General features: G+C 71.3%; 15 protein-coding genes and 1 pseudogene. 10 read left to right on the forward strand and 6 right to left on the reverse strand.

Annotated elements, in window-relative coordinates; all coding sequences use genetic code 11:
* The 5 genes and pseudogenes from ACWGJM_RS04605 (at nt 1) to ACWGJM_RS04625 (ending at nt 8289) form a co-directional block, all read left to right on the forward strand.
* Nucleotides 1-1098, forward strand: a complete 1098-nt coding sequence (locus tag ACWGJM_RS04605) for a GNAT family N-acetyltransferase (RefSeq protein ID WP_453410189.1) — start codon at nt 1-3, stop codon at nt 1096-1098.
* A gap of 363 nt (nt 1099-1461) precedes the next feature.
* Nucleotides 1462-2286, forward strand: a complete 825-nt coding sequence (locus ACWGJM_RS04610) for a glycosyltransferase family 2 protein (RefSeq protein ID WP_453410190.1) — start codon at nt 1462-1464, stop codon at nt 2284-2286.
* Nucleotides 2283-3254, forward strand: a pseudogene (locus ACWGJM_RS04615) (glycosyltransferase family 2 protein); the annotation flags it as partial. The gene ACWGJM_RS04610 and the pseudogene ACWGJM_RS04615, both read left to right, overlap by 4 nt.
* A gap of 471 nt (nt 3255-3725) precedes the next feature.
* Nucleotides 3726-4499, forward strand: coding sequence for a polysaccharide deacetylase family protein (locus ACWGJM_RS04620; RefSeq protein ID WP_453410258.1), 774 nt, complete (start codon nt 3726-3728; stop codon nt 4497-4499).
* Nucleotides 4492-8289, forward strand: a complete 3798-nt coding sequence (locus ACWGJM_RS04625; RefSeq protein WP_453410191.1) for a lipopolysaccharide biosynthesis protein — start codon at nt 4492-4494, stop codon at nt 8287-8289. Before ACWGJM_RS04620 ends, ACWGJM_RS04625 begins: the two co-directional genes overlap by 8 nt.
* A 30-nt stretch (nt 8290-8319) precedes the next feature.
* Here ACWGJM_RS04625 and ACWGJM_RS04630 read toward each other — a convergent pair whose 3' ends face one another.
* Nucleotides 8320-9741 (reverse strand): GH39 family glycosyl hydrolase, encoded by a 1422-nt coding sequence (locus tag ACWGJM_RS04630; protein WP_453410192.1) that lies wholly within the window; start codon nt 9739-9741, stop codon nt 8320-8322.
* A gap of 132 nt (nt 9742-9873) precedes the next feature.
* Here ACWGJM_RS04630 and ACWGJM_RS04635 point away from each other — a divergent pair, with 132 nt between their 5' ends.
* Complete coding sequence (locus tag ACWGJM_RS04635) at nt 9874-10983, forward strand: DUF5925 domain-containing protein (RefSeq protein WP_453410193.1); 1110 nt, start codon at nt 9874-9876, stop codon at nt 10981-10983.
* Nucleotides 10984-10998: 15 nt separating this feature from the next.
* Nucleotides 10999-11775 (forward strand): DUF72 domain-containing protein, encoded by a 777-nt coding sequence (locus ACWGJM_RS04640; RefSeq protein WP_453410194.1) that lies wholly within the window; start codon nt 10999-11001, stop codon nt 11773-11775.
* 74 nt (nt 11776-11849) lie between these two features.
* On the opposite strand, the gene ACWGJM_RS04645 is transcribed toward ACWGJM_RS04640, so the two are convergent.
* Entirely contained in the window at nt 11850-12221 is a 372-nt protein-coding gene (locus ACWGJM_RS04645; RefSeq protein WP_453410195.1) for a GntR family transcriptional regulator, read from the reverse strand.
* A 71-nt stretch (nt 12222-12292) separates the two neighbouring features.
* On the opposite strand from ACWGJM_RS04645, the gene ACWGJM_RS04650 reads away from it, so the two are divergent.
* Nucleotides 12293-13222, forward strand: coding sequence for an N-acetyltransferase family protein (locus tag ACWGJM_RS04650; protein ID WP_453410196.1), 930 nt, complete (start codon nt 12293-12295; stop codon nt 13220-13222).
* Entirely contained in the window at nt 13203-13703 is a 501-nt protein-coding gene (locus ACWGJM_RS04655) for a DUF402 domain-containing protein (protein ID WP_453410197.1), read from the forward strand. The genes ACWGJM_RS04650 and ACWGJM_RS04655 overlap by 20 nt, the downstream gene beginning before the upstream one ends.
* Nucleotides 13704-13716: 13 nt before the next feature.
* Here the strand turns inward: ACWGJM_RS04655 and ACWGJM_RS04660 are convergent, their stop codons facing one another.
* Entirely contained in the window at nt 13717-14331 is a 615-nt protein-coding gene (locus tag ACWGJM_RS04660; protein WP_453410198.1) for a class I SAM-dependent methyltransferase, read from the reverse strand.
* Nucleotides 14332-14469: 138 nt separating this feature from the next.
* Between ACWGJM_RS04660 and ACWGJM_RS04665 the strand changes: the two genes are divergently transcribed.
* Entirely contained in the window at nt 14470-14604 is a 135-nt protein-coding gene (locus ACWGJM_RS04665) for a hypothetical protein (RefSeq protein ID WP_453410199.1), read from the forward strand.
* A 17-nt stretch (nt 14605-14621) separates the two neighbouring features.
* On the opposite strand, the gene ACWGJM_RS04670 is transcribed toward ACWGJM_RS04665, so the two are convergent.
* The 3 genes from ACWGJM_RS04670 to ACWGJM_RS04680 all read right to left on the reverse strand — a co-directional run bounded on the left by ACWGJM_RS04670 (nt 14622) and on the right by ACWGJM_RS04680 (nt 16805).
* Nucleotides 14622-15083 carry a GNAT family N-acetyltransferase gene (locus ACWGJM_RS04670; protein ID WP_453410200.1) on the reverse strand — a complete coding sequence of 154 codons (462 nt, stop codon included), beginning with the start codon at nt 15081-15083 and terminating at the stop codon, nt 14622-14624.
* A 208-nt stretch (nt 15084-15291) separates the two neighbouring features.
* Nucleotides 15292-16188, reverse strand: a complete 897-nt coding sequence (locus ACWGJM_RS04675) for an esterase/lipase family protein (RefSeq protein ID WP_453410201.1) — start codon at nt 16186-16188, stop codon at nt 15292-15294.
* Between the two features lie 170 nt (nt 16189-16358).
* A complete protein-coding gene (locus ACWGJM_RS04680; RefSeq protein ID WP_453410202.1) occupies nt 16359-16805 on the reverse strand; it encodes a MarR family winged helix-turn-helix transcriptional regulator in 447 nt (148 codons plus the stop codon).
* Between the last annotated feature and the right edge of the window lie 59 nt (nt 16806-16864).

Here is a 16864-nt window from a genome sequence, read left to right on the forward strand (position 1 = left end):
ATGGACATCAGGGTGTACCGCCCCGGTGAACTGAGCGCCGCCGACCGGGCGGCCTGGACGGCGATGCAGGCCAAGGCCCATCTGCACGGGACCCCCGAACTGGCGAACCCGTTCCTGTCCCCGGAGTTCGCGCTCGCGGTGGGCCGGGTCAGACGCGGCGTGCGGATCGCGGTGGTCCACGAGGACGGCGAGCCCGCCGCCTTCTTCCCGTACCAGAGATCCGCCACCGGCGTCGGCCGGGCCGTCGGTCTCGGCGTCTCGGACTGCCAGGGCCTGGTGCACCGGCCCGGCTTCAGCTGGGACGCCCATGAGTTACTGCGGGCCTGCGGGCTCGTGCTGTGGGAGTTCGACCACCTGGTCCAGGGCCAGCAGCCGTTCGAGGCCTCGGCCTCCGGCACCTTCCCGTCCCCGGTCATGGACGTCGACCGGGGCTACGAGGTCTATCTGAGCCAACTTCGCGCCCATGCACCGAAGTTCACCCGGAGCACGCTCGCCAAGGAGCGGAAGCTCGGCCGGGACGCGGGCGCCGTACGCTACGTCCACGACGAGCGTGACCCCGAGGCCCTGAACACGCTGATGGCGTGGAAGTCCGCGCAGTACCGCCGGACGGGGCGCAGCGACCGCTTCGCGCACGAGTGGATCACCCGGCTGGTGACCCGGCTCTTCCACACCCGCTCCGAACCGTTCGCCGGGATTCTGTCGGTGCTGTACGCGGACGGCCGGCCGGTCGCCGCCCACTTCGGGCTGCGCACCGAACGGATACTGGCCTGCTGGTTCCCGGCGTACGACCCGGCGTTCGCGAAGTACTCACCGGGGCTGGTCCTGCACCTGCGGATGGCCGAGGCGGCCGCCGCGGACGGCATCGCCCATCTCGATCTCGGCCGGGGCCAGAAGGAATACAAGGACTCCCTGAAGACACGCGAAATCGCCGTGTCCGAAGGGTGGGTGACCAGGCGTCACCCGATGGCGGTCGGACACCGGGTGCGGCGCGCCCCGGTCCGGGCGCTGCGCAACACGGTGATGTCGCGGCCGGAACTGTTCGAACCGGCGGACAGAATTCTCAAACGGATGGGAAAGATCCGTTCGAAACACATGTAATGACTAAACCAACAAAAACGTGAGGCTTCGGTCCAGGCCTTGCCATACGGGTTCAATCGTCAATACCGTCAGACATCTCACCCGCATCGGTCCGTCGACAACGGCTCCAGGGGAGGGCTCAGGGCCACGACGTTCCGGCGCGGGGCGCGGTAGGGGGGTGCCGTGCTCGGTGACCGCATTGGGTGACCGAGCCGTGCCGCGCGACCGGCTGCCGTTTTGCGGCAGGCCGGCCAGCTTTGCCAGCTCACCCGCGTGCTCGGAGATCCGTTCGCCGTGCCGTGAGTGAGAACCCCCCTTTCGAACCGGACACAGAGCGGGCCGCCCAGGGGCGGGCGGCCCACCGGACGAGAGGGACACCGACTCATGAGTTCCGTTCTTCACCCGCCCAATCCGGGCAAAGATCCTTTCATCGCCACCACATACCGGCCCGTCTCCTCTCACCTGGCCATCGCGCCGCCGGTGAGCGTGGTGATTCCCGCCATGAACGAGGCGGAGAATCTCCCGTACGTCTTCAAGACGCTGCCGGACTGGATTCACGAGGTCGTTCTCGTGGACGGCAATTCCACGGACGACACCGTGGAGGTCGCACGCGGACTGTGGCCGAAGGTCAAGGTCGTCGAACAGCGGGGCAAGGGCAAGGGGGATGCTCTGATCACCGGGTTCGAGGCGTGCACCGGCGACATCATCGTGATGGTCGACGCGGACGGCTCCGCCGACGGGCAGGAGATCGTCAGCTACGTGTCCGCGCTGGTCTCCGGCGCGGACTTCGCCAAGGGTTCGCGCTTCGCCAACGGCGGCGGCACGGACGACATGACCTTCATCCGCAAGCTCGGGAACCGGGCGCTGTGCGCGGTCGTCAACCGCAAGTTCGGCGCGCGCTACACCGACCTCTGCTACGGGTACAACGCGTTCTGGCGGCACTGCCTGGACAAGATCGACCTCGACTGCACCGGCTTCGAGGTCGAGACCCTGATGAACATCCGGGTGGTCAAGGCGGGGCTGAAGGTGCAGGAGATCCCGAGCCACGAGTACCTCCGCATCCACGGCACGAGCAATCTGCGGGCCGTCCGGGACGGGCTGCGGGTGCTCAAGGTGATCCTGAGGGAGCGCTCCAACCGCCGTGCCCTGCGCCGTATGGCCGCCCACAACTCTCCGATGCTGAACGCCGGGCAGGGTGAGGTGTCTTGAGCGATCCCGACATCTCCGTCGTGATCTGCGTGTATACCGAGGACCGCTGGGAGGACATCCTCGCGGCGGTCTCCTCGGTGCGCGCGCAGTCGTATCCGGCGCTGGAGACGCTCCTGGTCGTCGACCACAATCCGATGCTCCTGGACCGGCTGGCCAAGGAGTACAAGGAGGCCGGTGACGTGCGGGTGCTCGCCAACGCGGGCCCCCGCGGCCTGTCCGCGGGCCGCAACACCGGTATCGCCGCCTCGGGCGGCGAGGTGATCGCCTTCCTCGACGACGACGCCGTGGCCGAGCGGGACTGGCTGCGGCGGTTCGCCGAGGGGTACGCCGATCCCCGGGTGATGGCCGTCGGCGGCCGTACGGAGCCGGTGTGGGCGTCGGGGCGGCGCCCCGCCTGGTTCCCGGAGGAGTTCGACTGGGTGGTCGGCTGCACCTACCGGGGGCTGCCTGCCGGGCGGGTCCGGGTGCGCAACGTCCTGGGCGGAAACGCTTCTTTCCGGCGTACGGCCTTCCACGCGGCGGGCGGCTTCGCCACCGGCATCGGCCGGGACGGCGACCGGCGCCCGCTGGGCTGCGAGGAGACCGAGCTGTGCATCCGGCTCAGCCGTGCCCGGCCCGACGCGATCCTGCTGATCGACGACCGGGCGGTGATCCACCACCGGGTGCCCGGGGCGCGCGAGCACTTCGCCTACTTCCGCACCCGCGCCTACGCCGAGGGCCTCTCCAAGGCCCTGGTCGCCCGCAGCGTCGGCGCGGACAAGGGTCTGGAGTCTGAACGCCGGTACGCCACCCGGGTGCTGCCCGCGGGGGTCGCCCGTGGCCTGCGGGACGCCCTGCTGGCCCGCCCGGGCGGCGCGGGCCGGGCGGGCGCGATCGTCGCCGGAGTACTCACGGCGGCGGGCGGCTACGCGGTGGGGAGCGTACGCGCCCGACGCGGCCGCATGACGTTCTCCGTACCTCCGGCCGAGACGCCCCGAACCACCCGGCCCGTGACGGCCCCGCCGCCCCAGGCGGCACCGGCCACATGGACCGGACCAGCGACCGTCCCACCGACCGACACGAACCCCGCCGAGCGGGCCGGGACGGAGACACGCGCGCGAGCAGCGGCGGAACCCGTTCCGCGGGGAGTCGCGGAACCGAGCGCACCGGCCGGCGTGGAATGCGCCACGCCGAACGGGCCGAACCCGGAAGGTCCGAGCACACCGGAGGCGCCCGCGTCGGCCGGAGCGGCAGGTACGACGCCTCTGTTGGAGGCACCTCTGCGGGCCCGGCCGGCAGCCACAACACCCACGCCGGAGGCCGGAGCCACGACGGCCACACCGCCCCCGGCCGGCCCGTCCGGCAGACCCGGCGCCCGCGTCGGAGGCGCCCGCGTCGGATGCGCCCGCGTCGGATGCGGGGGCGGGCTCGTGAGTGGCGTGCGGCCCGTGCCGATCCTCATGTATCACTCGGTCGCGACCGCGCCGAACGACGCCACCCGGGGCCTGTCGGTCGCGCCGGAGGCGTTCGTGGAGCAGATGGCGATGGTCGGAGACCTGGGGCTCACCCCGGTGGGTACGGCCGAGCTGGCGGCGAGTTGGCGGTCGGGGCGGCCGCTGCCCGCGCGCCCGGTTCTGATCACCTTCGACGACGGCTACGAGGGCGTCCACCGGCACGCGCTGCCCGTGCTCGCCAAGCACGGCTTCGCGGCCACACTGTTCGTCTCGACGGGCTGGATCCGGGGCGCGTACGACACCGGGGGCGGCCTGGACACCATGCTGGACTGGGACCAGGTGCGGGACCTCGCGGGCGCGGGCGTGGAGATCGGGGGGCACAGCCACACCCATCCGCAGCTCGACCAGCTCGACGACGACACGCTGCGCTCCGAGCTGGTCCGCTGCAAGGAGATCGTCGCCGACGAACTGGGCACCGTGCCCGCCTCCTTCGCCTACCCGTACGGCTACTCCAGCCGTCGGGTGCGCCGGGCCGTGCGCGCCGCCGGGTTCGCCCAGGCCCTCGCCGTCGGCAACGCGCTCGCCCGCCGCCGCCAGGGCCCGTACGCGTTGCGGCGCGTCACCGTGCGCCGCAGCACGGACGCGGAGGAGTTCGCGCGGCTGCTCGAAGGCCGTTCGATCGCCCGTACCTTCGCCCGGGACCGTGCCCTCACCAAGGGGTACGCCGTTGTCCGCAGAGCCCGCCAGGTCCGCCGGAAGGCCATCCGTTCCCGTGTCTGACACGACCACCACCGAGGCCGCGACCACCGCCACCGCGGCGCCCGAGCAGCCGGGGCGCCGGCTGCGCCTGCCCGGGCGCGGCCGGTCCCCGGGCGGCGACCAACTGTTCCGCAACGCCTACGCGCTGATGCTGAACACCGGCATCTCCGCGGTCCTGGGCCTGGGCTACTGGCTGGTGGCCGCCCGCTACTACTCCGAGTCCGCCGTGGGCCAGGGCTCGGCCGCGATCGCTGCGATGAAACTCCTCGCCGGGCTGACCGCGGTGACCCTGACGGGCGCCCTGGCCCGGTTCATCCCGGTGTCGGGGCGCTCCACCGGACGCCTCATCGCCCGTACGTACCTGGCGAGTTCGGTCGTCGTGGCGTTCGCGGCCGGGGTCTTCCTGCTGACCCTCGACACCTGGGGGCCGTCGTACCGGTTTCTGCACGGGTCCATCAAGGGCCTCGGCTTCATCATGGCCATCGCCGCCTGGAACCTGCTCACCCTCCAGGACGGCGTGCTGACCGGTCTGCGCAGCGCGCCCTGGGTGCCGGTCGGCAACACGGTCTTCTCCGCGGTGAAGCTGGCGCTGCTGGTGGGACTCGCCGCCACGATGCCGACGACCGGCGTCTTCGTCTCCTGGGTGCTGGCCATCGCCACCTCCGTGGTGCCGCTCGGCCTGCTGGTGTTCCGGCGGCTGGTGCCCCGGCAGGTGAAGGCGACCCCGGAGCACGCCCAGCCGCCCTCGGTGAAGGAGATCGGCAGGTTCCTCGCCGGGGACTACACCGGCTCGCTGTTCTCCCTCGCCGTGGTCTACCTGGTCCCGGTGATCATCGCCGCGCAGGTCAGCTCCGAGGACAACGCGTACTTCTACATCACCACCACCATCGGCGGCACGGTCAACCTGCTCGCCATCAACATGGGCGCGTCCCTGACCGTCGAGGGCTCGCACGAACCGGGGCGGCTGGCCGCCAACACCCGGGCGGCGCTGAAGCGGATGGCGCGGATCATGCTGCCGATCTGCGGGCTGCTGTTCCTCGGAGCGCCGTGGATCCTAGGCGTCTTCGGCGCGGGGTACGCGCACGCGGCGACCCCGCTGCTGCGCTGGTTCGCGGTCGGCGCGCTGCTGCGCGTGGTGATGGAGACGTACTTCGCGGTGCTGCGCGCCCAGAGCCGCACCGCCGGACTGGCCTGGCTTCAGGGCCTGTTGTGCGTGCTGGTGCTCGGGCTGACGCTGCTGCTGCTCCCCCGCATGGGCCTCACCGGTGCGGGCGTGGCCGAGATCTCCTCTCTCACGGTGATCGTGGCGATCGCGGCGCCGAAGCTGTTCAAGACCGTCAGGGCCGCGCCGGACACCGTCCCCGAGGCGGCGGCGCCGGACGGGGACCTCGCCGACCTGGGGGCGCGCGAGGTCCCCGCCGCGTCCGAGCCGCGCAGGCGGGGACCGGCCTGGGCGCTGGACGGCGACACCCTCGCCCTCGGCATCCACGTCGACTTCGACCACCAGGAACGCCGCCCCGACGTGCGCCCCGGACCGGGTACCCCGCCGGCCGGCACACCGGTGGTGCCCGCCGACCACCGGCCGGCCTGGGCGCTGCTGCCACGGGAGTGGGAGAGGGAGCCGGGCGCGGAGGCGTCGCTGGGCCCCGCCGAGGCCTCACTGCTGAGGGAGGCGGAGTCGGAGTCGGCGGCGGTCGCACCGTTCGCACCGGCTCCCCCACCGTCGTTCGCACCGGCTCCCCCACCGCCGGCCGTACCGGAACCGCCGCGGCCACCGCGCTCGCTCGGCGAACGCCTCCTGCCCACCCGCACCGGTGTCCTCCTCGGCTGTCTGCTGATCGCCGCGATCCTGCTGTACTGGGTGCCGGCGCTGCGGCTCGACGAGGCCGGCCTGGACGGGATGGGCGGGCTCGGCCTGATCTCCGTACTGCCGCTGCCGACGCTGGTCGGCGCGGCACTGCTGGTCGTGGTGTTCGCCGCGCTGCTCCGGCCGGCCCGCGAGCACCGGGCGCTGCTGCTGGTGACGCTGCTGGCGACGGTGGTGTCCCTGCACGCGCTGCCCGCCGTGATCGAGACCGAGCCTCGGTTCGCGACAGCCTGGCAGCACCTGGGGTTCATCGACTACATCGACCGCACCGGGTCGGCCGTACCGGACCTGGACGCCCGCTGGAGCTGGCCGGGTTTCTTCGCGGCGGCCGCGTTCATCGGCAGGGCCTGCGGCATCACCGACTTCACGGAGATCATCCGCTGGTGGCCGCTGGCCGTCCAACTCGCCTACCTGGCCCCGATGTTCCTGCTGACCCGCTCGCTGCGGGCGAGCTGGCGGGCCAAGTGGACCGGCGTGTGGGTGTTCGTGCTCAGCGGCTGGGTCGGCCAGGACTACTTCTCCCCGCAGGGCTTCACCTATCTGCTGTACCTCGTGTTCGTGGCGGTCCTCCTGGTCTGGTTCCGCGCCCCGCACGCGCTGTGGGGCAGGTTCCGCCCCGGCGAGGCGGAGGTCGAGCCGGCCGGCCGACGGCAGCGGGCCGTGCTGCTCATGGTGCTGATCGGCCTGTACGCGGCGAGCGTCCCCGCGCACCAGCTCACCCCGTTCGTGATGCTCGGTGTGCTCGCGGCGCTGGTGCTGATCGGCAAGTCGGAACTGCGCGGGCTGCCCATGCTGTTCGCGGTGCTGGTCGCGGTGTGGGTCGGTTTCATGGCCGAGCCCTACTGGTCCGGACACTTCGACGAGCTGTTCGGCGGGGTCGGCGGGGTCGGCAGCAATGTGTCGACGTCCGTGTCCGGTCGTATCCAGGGCGGCGACCCGACGCACAAACTGGTCCTGTACGCGCGGGTGCTGCTGGCCGGCGGGGTGATGGCGTTGGCCTGCCTCGGCTGGTTGCGTCGCCGCTGGAACAGGTACCGCGAGCGGTCGCTGCTGGTGCTCACCTTCGTACCGTTCCTGGGCTTCGGCATGCAGTCGTACGGCGGTGAGATGGCCCTGCGTGTCTTCATGTTCGCCCTTCCCGGCGCCGGTCTGCTGGCCGGTCTCGCCCTCTTCCCGCGCACCGGCGCCACCGCGGGGGAAAGCGAGAAGGACCGCCGCCGCCTGGCCCCGCTCGCGGCGCTGCTGGCGGGTCTGCTGCTCATGGGCGGCTTCCTGATGGCCCGCTGGGGCAACGAGGCGTTCGAACGGATCCGGCCCGGCGAGGTCGCGGCCATGGACTACGTCTACGCCCACGACAGGCCGACGGTTCGCCTGCTGTGGCTGAGCAACGACACGGTGAACAACGTGACCCCGGCGATGCCGTGGGGCGCGAAGGACATGGAGCGCGTGAACTACGTGCCGACGCCGGCACCGACCGATCCGGTGCTGGTGTCGGGACTGGTCAAGGCGCTCAAGGACGCGGGACCCCACTCGTATCTGATGATCAACAAGAGCCAGGTCACGTACTTGCGCATGGACGTGGGCTACCCGGCGGCCTGGGAGTCCCGGCTGATCCGCAACCTCGACGACCGGCAGGAGCTGACGCGGGTCCTGACCAACGACGACGTGACCATGTACGCGCTGCGCAAGCAGCCCGCGGGCAAGGTGCCGAAGCCGGATCCCGGACCGATCGGGCCGCAGGTGACCTGGACCCCGTGGTCGGTGGTCGGCGCTCTCGCCGCCGTCGCGCTGGTGCTGCTGCTCACCGCGCGTGAGATGGTCCGGGTCGCGGTGCGGCCCGGGGTGCGGCAACTGCGGTTGCTCCAGGGCAGTTTCTGGTTCTCGCTGCCGCTGCTCGCGGTGCTGCTGGCCTCGCTGGTGCAGCGGTTCATGACGATGAAGTGACGGTGAAGTCAGCCGCGTGGCTCGTCCGGCTCACCGGGCGAGCCACTTCACCTCGTACGCCCGCATGTCGAACCGCTTCCCGTCCACCTTCGCGCTGATCGGCCGGTCCAGGGTGTTGACCACCAGGACGGTCTTGTCGGTGGCGAGGACACGCACGTTGGGCACGTCGTCCGGGGCGACGGAGACGGTCTCGTACCTGCTCCCCGGCGGGAAGGCCTTCCCGAACCGCTCGACAAGGCCGTACATGGCGAGCTCCGCGCCGCCGCCCGAGGTGTCGGTCGGCGTCCACAGGCAGCCGGGGCAGTCGGTCCCCTTCCCCTCCTCCGGGTTCCAGTAGAAGCCGGAATCGGCGCCGCCCTTGACCATGGCGATCATGCCGGTGGCCTGGACGGCGACCCGATGCTGTTCGGACCAGCCCGAGCGGTCGTCGTTGCCGTCGGCGGGTTCGACGTAGTACTCGGCCCACCACAGCGGCAGGTCGTGGGTCTGCCGCCGCACCCACTCGCTCACGGCGGTGAGTTTGTCGGTCGCCGCGAACTCGTTCGGCAGCAGGTCGTCGTCCTTGGTGTAGCTGGAGCCGTCGACCACCACGAAGTCGGCGCCGGCCTTGTGCGCGTTCCAGTAGCCGAAGGCGTCCAGGACCCGCTGGTCCATGGCGCCCCAGGCGCCCCGCAGGGCGGTGGAGGCGTCCTGCTTCTGGCGGGGGTCGACGCTGTCCATGACCAGGTACGGGCCGCCGACCATGATGTCCGCGTCCACCTTCTTCAGCGCCTTGTAGACCAGGTTGTACAGCCGGGTGTATCCCTCGTAGTCCCAGCGGCCCTCGGCGTTGTTCCAGAAGCCCTTGAACTCGTTCCAGACGATGAAGTGGCGTACGTCCGGATAGCGTCTGGCGACGGTCGCGGTCAGGTCGGCGAAGTCCTGGTAGTGGGCGGGTGTCGGGGCGGTCTCCAGGGCCGACCGGCTCCAGTCGGTGTTGTCGACGCCCGCCTTGCCGCCCTTCATCCAGTCCGGTGAGCAGCACAGTGTGATCACTGGGGTGCCGCCGGATGCGCGGACGAAGTCGATGCGCCGGTCCATCGCCGTGAAGTCGTAACGGCCCTTGACCGGCTCGGGGTTGTCGGCGCCCCAGCCCATGATGTGCTGGTTCTGCGGCAGCCCGCCGTTCTGCGAGAGCCGCTCCGCCACGCGCTTCGTCGCCGTCCCGCTGCCCTCGTCGGCGCTGTACTGGGTGTGGGTGAAGCCCCAGCCCACATACGGCTCCGGCCGCTTCGCCGGGGTGGCCGGAGTGCCGTGCACCTTGTCGCCGTCGCGCGAGGTCCCCGCGGTGCTCCCGCTGCCGGGAAGCGTGTTGATCAGGGTCACCACCAGGGCCAGAGCGGCCACGCCCACACCGAGCAGGGCGGTGAGCCGCCACCGCCGAGAATCCGAATTCCACCCATGACGTCCCATCAAGGACAACAGTAGGAGGAGAGAGGGCTCCGGGGGCAGATATCCCGCAGAGCACCGTTTTGTAACAGGACGGAGGGGGCGGCACGGGGGAAACCGGGTGCGCCGGGCGGTCCTGTGCCGGATCATGGCGGCATGTCTGCGAACCCACACGACGCTCTGCCGATCCGGCTCAACGTCGACGACTCCGACTCGCCGTCCGACGTCGTCGACGCGCTGTTCCTCGGCCGCTTCGCGACGGGCGAGCAACCGTACGCGCACGCCGCCAACATCGACCGCGTCCGTTCCGGCGTGACCCTGCTGCCGCGCGACGCCCGCGTGCTGCGCGTCGCCCGCGACGACGACCGCAGCGCGACCCTCGCCGAGGGTGACGGCTGGACCCTGCTGGTCTCCCGCTGGAACCGGGGCGCGGACGTCACGGTGACCGCGACCAGCGCCGACCTCGCGGCGAAGGTGCTGAACGAGGCGACGGACGGCGCGGCCGACGAGCCCGAGCCGCAGCCGGAGAACGTGGCGATGGGTTTCTGGTACGTCTCCCCCAGGCGCGGCCCGCACCGCACCACCCGCCAGATCTCCGCGGGTACCTGGGAGGAGATCCGCGCCAACTACACCGCACCGGTGGCCGAGGCGATGGACGACCTGATGAAGACCACCCCCGAGGACATCGCGGGCCGCCTGCTGCTGCTCCACGGCCCGCCCGGCACCGGCAAGACCTCGGCGCTGCGCACGCTCGCCCGCTCCTGGCGGGACTGGTGCCAGGTGGACTGCGTGCTCGACCCGGAGCGGCTCTTCTCCGACGTCGGCTATCTGATGGACATCGCGATCGGTGAGGAGGACACGGCGGGCAAGGGCCGTTGGCGGCTGCTCCTGCTGGAGGACTGCGACGAGCTGATCCGCGGCGAGGCCAAGCACACGGCCGGCCAGGCCCTGTCCCGACTGCTGAACCTGACCGACGGCCTGCTCGGCCAGGGCCGCAACGTCCTGGTGGGCGTCACCACCAACGAGGACCTGGAGCGCCTGCACCCGGCGGTGGTCCGGCCCGGCCGCTGCCTCGCCCGTATCGAGGTCGGCAGGCTGACCCGCCAGGAGTCGGTGGCCTGGCTCGGCGGTGAGGCCGGCGACCAGGAGGAGGCCGTGGGCCGGGACGGGGCGACGCTGGCGGAGCTGTACGCGCTGCGCCGGGGCACGTCACCGACGTCGGTGCCGGGGGCGCGGGACGGGGCGGACGCGGGGCTGTATCTGTAGTGCTTTGATGGACGTATGACCCTGTTCGTCGGTACCTCGGGGTGGCAGTACAAGGACTGGCGGGACCTCGTCTACCCGGCCGGGGTCCCGACGCGGCTGTGGCTGGAGGAGTACACACGGCTCTTCGCCACGGTGGAGATCAACAACGCGTTCTACCGGCTGCCGTCGCGGGAGACCTTCGAGTCCTGGCGGGACCGGGTGCCGCCGGGCTTCGTGGTCGCGGTCAAGGCCAGCCGCTACCTCACCCACATCAAGCGTCTGAAGGACCCCGAGGAGCCGGTGCACCGCCTGATGTCCCACGCCGCGGGCCTCGGTGACCGCCTGGGCCCGGTCCTGCTCCAACTCCCGCCGACCCTGCGCGCCGACCCTGACCTGCTGGACGCCTGCCTCGCCCGCTTCCCCTCCGGCACGCGGGTCGCGGTCGAGCCGCGCCACGACTCCTGGTGGACGCCCCGGGTCCGTCGGGTACTGGAGTCCCGGGGCGCCGCCCTGTGCTGGGCTGATGTCCTGGCCCGCCCGGTGACCCCGCTCTGGCGCACCGCCGACTGGGGGTACGTCCGTTTCCACGAGGGCCGCGCCCAGCCGTGGCCGCGTTACGGCCGGCGTTCCCTGGAGACGTGGGTCGACCGCGTCGCCACCACCTGGTCCAGGACCCACGACGTCTACGCGTACTTCAACAACGACCCGGGCGGCGCGGCAGTGGCCGACGCGGTGACCTTCGCCACGGCGGCGACGAAGGCGGGCCTGACGGCGACCCGCACGCCGGAGCGACCGGCACTCAGCCGGCACTGAATGTCGCCGGAACCCGGTATCCGCCGCAGCGGCGCTCAGCCACGACGAGGCTGCCCGGCGGTGCCGAACTCCCCTCACTCCTCCCCATAAGCCGCCCGCAGGGCATCCCGCACGGCGGCGAGCGCCGCAGCCTCGTCCAGCCCGAGCCGCCGCACCCGCTCGACGTAGGCCTGAGCCGCGGCCGCCGCTTCCCGGACCGCCGCCGAGCCCGCGGCGGCGACGAACGTTCCGTTGCGGCCCCGCGTCTCGATCACCCCGTCCGTCTCCAGGGCCCGGTACGCCTTGGCCACCGTGTTCACCGCGAGCCCCAGCGACTCGGCCAGCCCGCGCACGGTCGGCAGCCGGTATCCCACCGGCAGTTCACCGGACCGGGCCTGCTCGGAGATCTGCGAGCGCACCTGCTCGTACGGCGGCGCGCTGTCGTCGATGTGGATCTTCAAGGTCACGGGCCGATTCTCTCGTACCCGCCGGAAAATGAGAGGCATCCGGGCGCGGCTGCCGCATACCGTGCGGCCCCATGACAGTGATCGTGCGCGACCTGCGTCCCGACGTCCGGGCCGACACCGAGGGCTTCGCCCTCGTCCGGCGGCTCGGACTCCCCTTCTTCCTGGTCACTCCCGATTCCATCGCCTACGACCTCACCCACGCCCACCCCGACGGCCACTACCGCCCGCTCGTCGCCGAGGAGGACGGCGAGATCATCGGCACGGCCCAGGTCGGCATCGTCCACGACAGCCCGGAGCCCGGCGTGGGCTACGTGAACGTGTACACGCACCCGGGGCGGACGCGCCGCGGTGCGGGCTCGCTCCTGGTCCGTGCGGCCGAGGAACACCTGGCCGAGCGCGGGGCGAGGAAGCTGTTCGCGTGGGTGCTGGACGAGCCCGGCAACCGCGGCTTCGCCGAGCGGCACGGCTATCGCCCCAGCCGCTCCGCGCACTTCCTCCGGCTGGACCTGGCGAACGGCAGCCTGCCGCCGCTCGCGGAACTCCCGCCGGGCGTAGAGCTCCGTACCGGGGCCGACTTCGCGGACGATCCGCGTCCGCTGTTCGAGCTGGACGCGGAGACGATGTCCGACGAGCCGAGCGACATCGCCTACGAGTTCACGGACTACGAGGCCTGGCTCGAAGAGAGCTGGAACCACCCGCTGGTCAGCCGCGAACTGACCTCGGTGGCCGTGGTGGAGGGCCGCCCCGTCGCCTTCAGCGTGGCCCGCACGGACGGCGGCACCCGCTACGGCACCGTCATGACCGGCACCGCGCGCGCCTTTCGCGGCCGGGGCCTGGCCAAGCTGGCGAAGAACGACTCCCTGCACCGGGCCCGCGCGGCCGGGTGCACCGAGGCGTTCACCGGCAACGACGCAGGGAACGGCCCGATGCTGGCGATCAACAAGTGGTTCGGGTACGAGGTCTGCGCGACGGAGGTGCGCCATGTCCGCGAACTCGGCTGACGCGGCAACGGTGGTGGAGGTCGTGCTCGTCAAGGGCGGCCGGACGAAGATCCGTTACGCGGGTGAGCTCATCGGGGACGACGGCACCCGGGTCGCCGTACGGGCTCTTTGGGCGGGCGCGGGGGTCCGCGACTTCGGCTTCGTGCGCTTCGAGCCCGGTGACGTCTTCACCGAGTACTACTGGCGTGACCGCTGGTACGCGGTGAAGGAGGTCCGTGCCGCGGACGGTGGCGTGAAGGGCTGGTACTGCGACATCACCCGCCCGGCGGTCGTCTCCGGGACGGAGCTGGTCGTCGAGGACCTCGACCTGGACCTGTGGCGCTCCGCCGACGGCGGCGACGTACGGCGGCTGGACGAGGACGAGTTCGCCGGGAGCGGACTGTCGGAGCGGGACCCGCAGGCCGCCGCGGCGGCCTTGGCCGCACTCGACGAACTGGAGACCCTGGCCCGCGGGGGCGGCTTCGACGCCCTGCTGGCCTGAGGCCTGCCAGGGCTCACAGCGTCGCCACCACCGCGTACCGCTCGTCGTCGACGTCCTTCCCCCACAGCGCCGTGTCGTCCGACAGCCGTTCCACGCGCACCTGTCCGGCGACCGGCTCCAGAAGGCCGACGAGCCGGTCCGCGGCCATGCCGACCGGGGAGACCGTCCCCCACACGCCCTCCACCAGCACGAACCGTCCTCCCGGGCGCAGCAGTCCGCGCCAGCGCCGCAGAACGCGGGCGGGGTCGGGCAGCGCCCACAGCACATGCCGTACCAGCACGACGTCGAAGCGCTGCTCCCCGACCGGGGGTGCCGCCGCATCACCGAGCAGGAACACCGCGTCACGGCCGGCCAGCTTGGCGCGGGCCAGTTCCACCATCGGCGGGGACAGGTCGACACCGGTGACGCGGTGCCCCCGCTCGGCGGCGAGCAGCGAGAGGCTGCCGGTGCCGCAGCCGAGGTCCAGGACGTCGGCGGGCCGGCCCGGGAGCCAGCCATCGAGCCGGGCCGCCCAGGCGGCACGGACCTGCGGGTCGCGCAGACCGTGGTCCGGCTCCTCGTCGAATCCGGCGGCCTCGGTGTCCCAGTCGACACTCACCGCGGTCGCGTCATCACTCTTGTTTGCCATGCCCCAAGCGTGACACCCGCCACTGACATCCGAATCGTGACAGCCGCCACTGACAGACCCCGACCGATGAGGAACTCTCCCCGAAAGGGTCTACCTCCGTGACCACACGGAACTCGGTAGGCACTGAAGGAGGCCGCCATGCGCCGCGTAACCGTGCACAAGCCCCTGAAGAGGCCCGATACCCGCCGCGTCCACGACGAGTCCGAGGAGCTCCCCGCGGGCCGCCCCGAGGTGCGCAAGGACATCGCCCGCACATGGTGGCCGGACGGCTGACCCGAGGCGAGGCCGCGTCAGTCCAGCCGCTTGCGGTAGTGGAGTCGGTCGTCCGGTCCGTCGACGCGTCGCTCCGTGACTTCGTAGCCGAACCTCGGATAGATCTCCTGGTTCTCCCACATCATCGCGTTCGTGTAGAGCCCGACCTCGGGCAGACGCAGTTCACGCGCGCGTGCGTCGACGAACTCCAGCAGCCGTCGCCCGACGCCCCTGCCGTGGGCGTCCGGGTGGACGGCGATGCTGTCGAGGAACAGATGGTCCTCGCGCGCCTCCAGCACGACCAGGCCGGTCACCCGGCCGGTGGCGGCTTCCTCCGCCACGAACACCTTCCCCGCGGCCACGTTCGCCGCGTGGTCCGCCTCCATGGGCTGCGGCACCACACCGATGCGCGCGATGTAGTGCTGGTAGGCCGCGTCGGTCACGGCCTTCACGGCCGGGACGTCGGCGGTGCCGGCCGGGCGGATCCGTTCGTTCGTCATGTGGCGCACGGTACCTACCTGAGCGCAGCCTCAGCGCTTCCTTAAGGCGAGCATAAGGATCTCCGGAACCGGCTCTCAGCAGGCGATTTCGCGGTTCCTTGGCGCTAGTTTCGGATTCGCCCCACGGGATTCGACCCATCCGTCAACGCGCCCGAGGCGGTTTCCGGGGCCTGTCCGGCGGCTCAGGCCGGACAAGCCCCGGCGGTGGTCAGCTGAACGCCGACGCGCAGGTCGTGGCGGTGGCGTGGGCGGGGTCGAGGGCGTTGGCGACCTCGTGGAAGGCGATGCGGTCGAAGAGTCCGATCGCCACGTGTTCGGAGAGGTCGGGCGAGCACAGGTCCTGTAGCAGGACGTTGGTGACGTCCGAGCCGCTCAGGTACTGGCTGCGCCAAGGCGTGGCCACCTCGTCGTACTTGGTGGCGATGACCGTGTACCGCACTCCGGGGACGGTGTCGCCGCCCGCGTTGAGCTTGGTGAGGAAGTCGGACCCGGGCATCTGGTCCGCGAGGCCGGGGGTGGTGGCCTTGATCAGGTCCTCGGCGCCGGGGAAGTACGGCAGCAGGTTGGTGAGGCCGCTCAGCGTGGCGCCGTGGTTGTCGGGGGCGAGGCCGACGAGGGCGTTCACCTTGGCGGCTCCGCCGAGGAACTTGAGGTAGTAGCGGGGCATCAGGCCGCCCTGCGAGTGACCGACGAGGTCGGCCTTGGCAGCGCCGGTCGCGGCGAGCACCTTGTCGACGAAGGAGGAGAGCTGCTCTGCCGACTTGTCGATGTGGCCGAGCCCGTAGAAGACGGGGACGCCGGGCAGCTGTCCGTAGTCGAGGGAGTAGACGCAGTACCCCCGGTGCTTCAGGTACGGCGCGAGGGACAGCCAGTTGTCGATGGAGTTCCCCAGCGTGCCGTGGACCAGGACGACGGGGCGGGGATGGGCGGCGGAGGGCTTGCACGAGTAGTCGTTCCAACCTCCCCCACTCTCGGCTTCGTTCGAGCGGGGGGACCCCCAGCTCGGCGCGGTCGAGGCGTGGGCGGTGGCGGCGGGGACGATGGCGACGGCGGCGGTCAGGAGCAGCGCGGCCAGGGGTCTGAGTACACGCTTCCAGGGCAGCATCGGGTGATCTCCTTGCGGCTCAAGGGAGTTCGACGGCCTTACGCCCTGTGATCCGGATCACGGGATGCTGTTCGCTCGTCAAGTTACGGACGGGTAGCAGTTGTGTGAAGTTACGCGTCAGTAAAAACTTCCAGTGATAGTCGGCGGTCCACTCGCCTTCGAGCGGGCCGTCACCAGGCTGGCCTGATCGGACCGTAGGGCGCGATACGCCCCAAACGATCACGCAACACGCGAACCTCACCCTCACCCAGCAGTTCGGCCCACTCGCCCACGACCTCGGCGGCCGCCTCCTCCGCCGCCCGGGTGCAGGCCCACCCCAGCTCGGTCAGCACGATCAGCCGCGCCCGGGCGTCCCCCGGATGTGGCCGCCGTTCGGCGTACCCCTTGCGCACGATCTCGTCGACGAGCTGGCTGGCGGCCTGCTTGGTGACCCCCAGATGCGCGGCGAGCTCGGTGACCGTCGCCCCGTCCGGGGCGAGCCGGGCGAAGGCGAAGCCGTGCGCGGGCCGCATCCCCTCGAAACCCCGGGCCACGACCCCGTCGTTGATGCGTTGCGTGAGGTCACCGGCGACGGCGAGCAGGGCGGCGGACAGGGCCATGGCTTCGGAGTTCTGCACGGAGGAATTCAAACACCCTTGACGAAATGGTCAAGCAGCTTGACCATGGAGACAGGTAG

The sequence above is a fragment of the Streptomyces sp. NPDC054834 genome (assembly GCF_053611185.1).